The organism is Polaromonas sp. P1_G2 (genome assembly GCF_056405515.1).
In genome coordinates, this window is record NZ_JBFUBY010001344.1 from 1 (window position 1) to 419 (window position 419).

1 protein-coding gene is annotated in these 419 nt (G+C 59.9%); it reads right to left on the reverse strand.

Translation table 11 applies throughout. The features are described 5' to 3' along the window. Positions 1–419: M23 family metallopeptidase (locus AC1D0P_RS30475; protein ID WP_477680143.1), on the reverse strand; the 419-nt coding region annotated here is incomplete at both ends.

Genomic DNA, 419 nt, shown 5'->3' on the forward strand with positions numbered 1-419 from the left:
GATGCATGGCGAGCTTGCCGAAGAAGGGATCGATGCGATTGCCGAACAGCGAGGTGATCTGGCGGCCGGGTGCCGGGTTGGCGAAGGGCAGTTTGCGGGCGAAAGTCTTGACGCGTTCGAGCTGGTCGAGGGCTAGGTCGAGGCTGGAAAGAGAGTTTTCGAATTCATCGGCGGTTTCCGGCGCGACATAGGGGCCGCCGACGGCGCTGTCGTCGTCCGGCTGGGCGGCGGCCATGTCCTTGGCATCCGGCATCTTGAAGCCAGTGTTCTGCAGGATTTCCTCGATATTCTGGGTGTGCTCGGATGCGTTGGCAGTCAGCGTCTGGATGTGCGAGAGCTGCTTTTGCTCGATATCCTTCAGCGAATAGGTGACTTTGGTGAACAGTTTGTCGGCGTGGTCGGCGACATCGCCATTATCG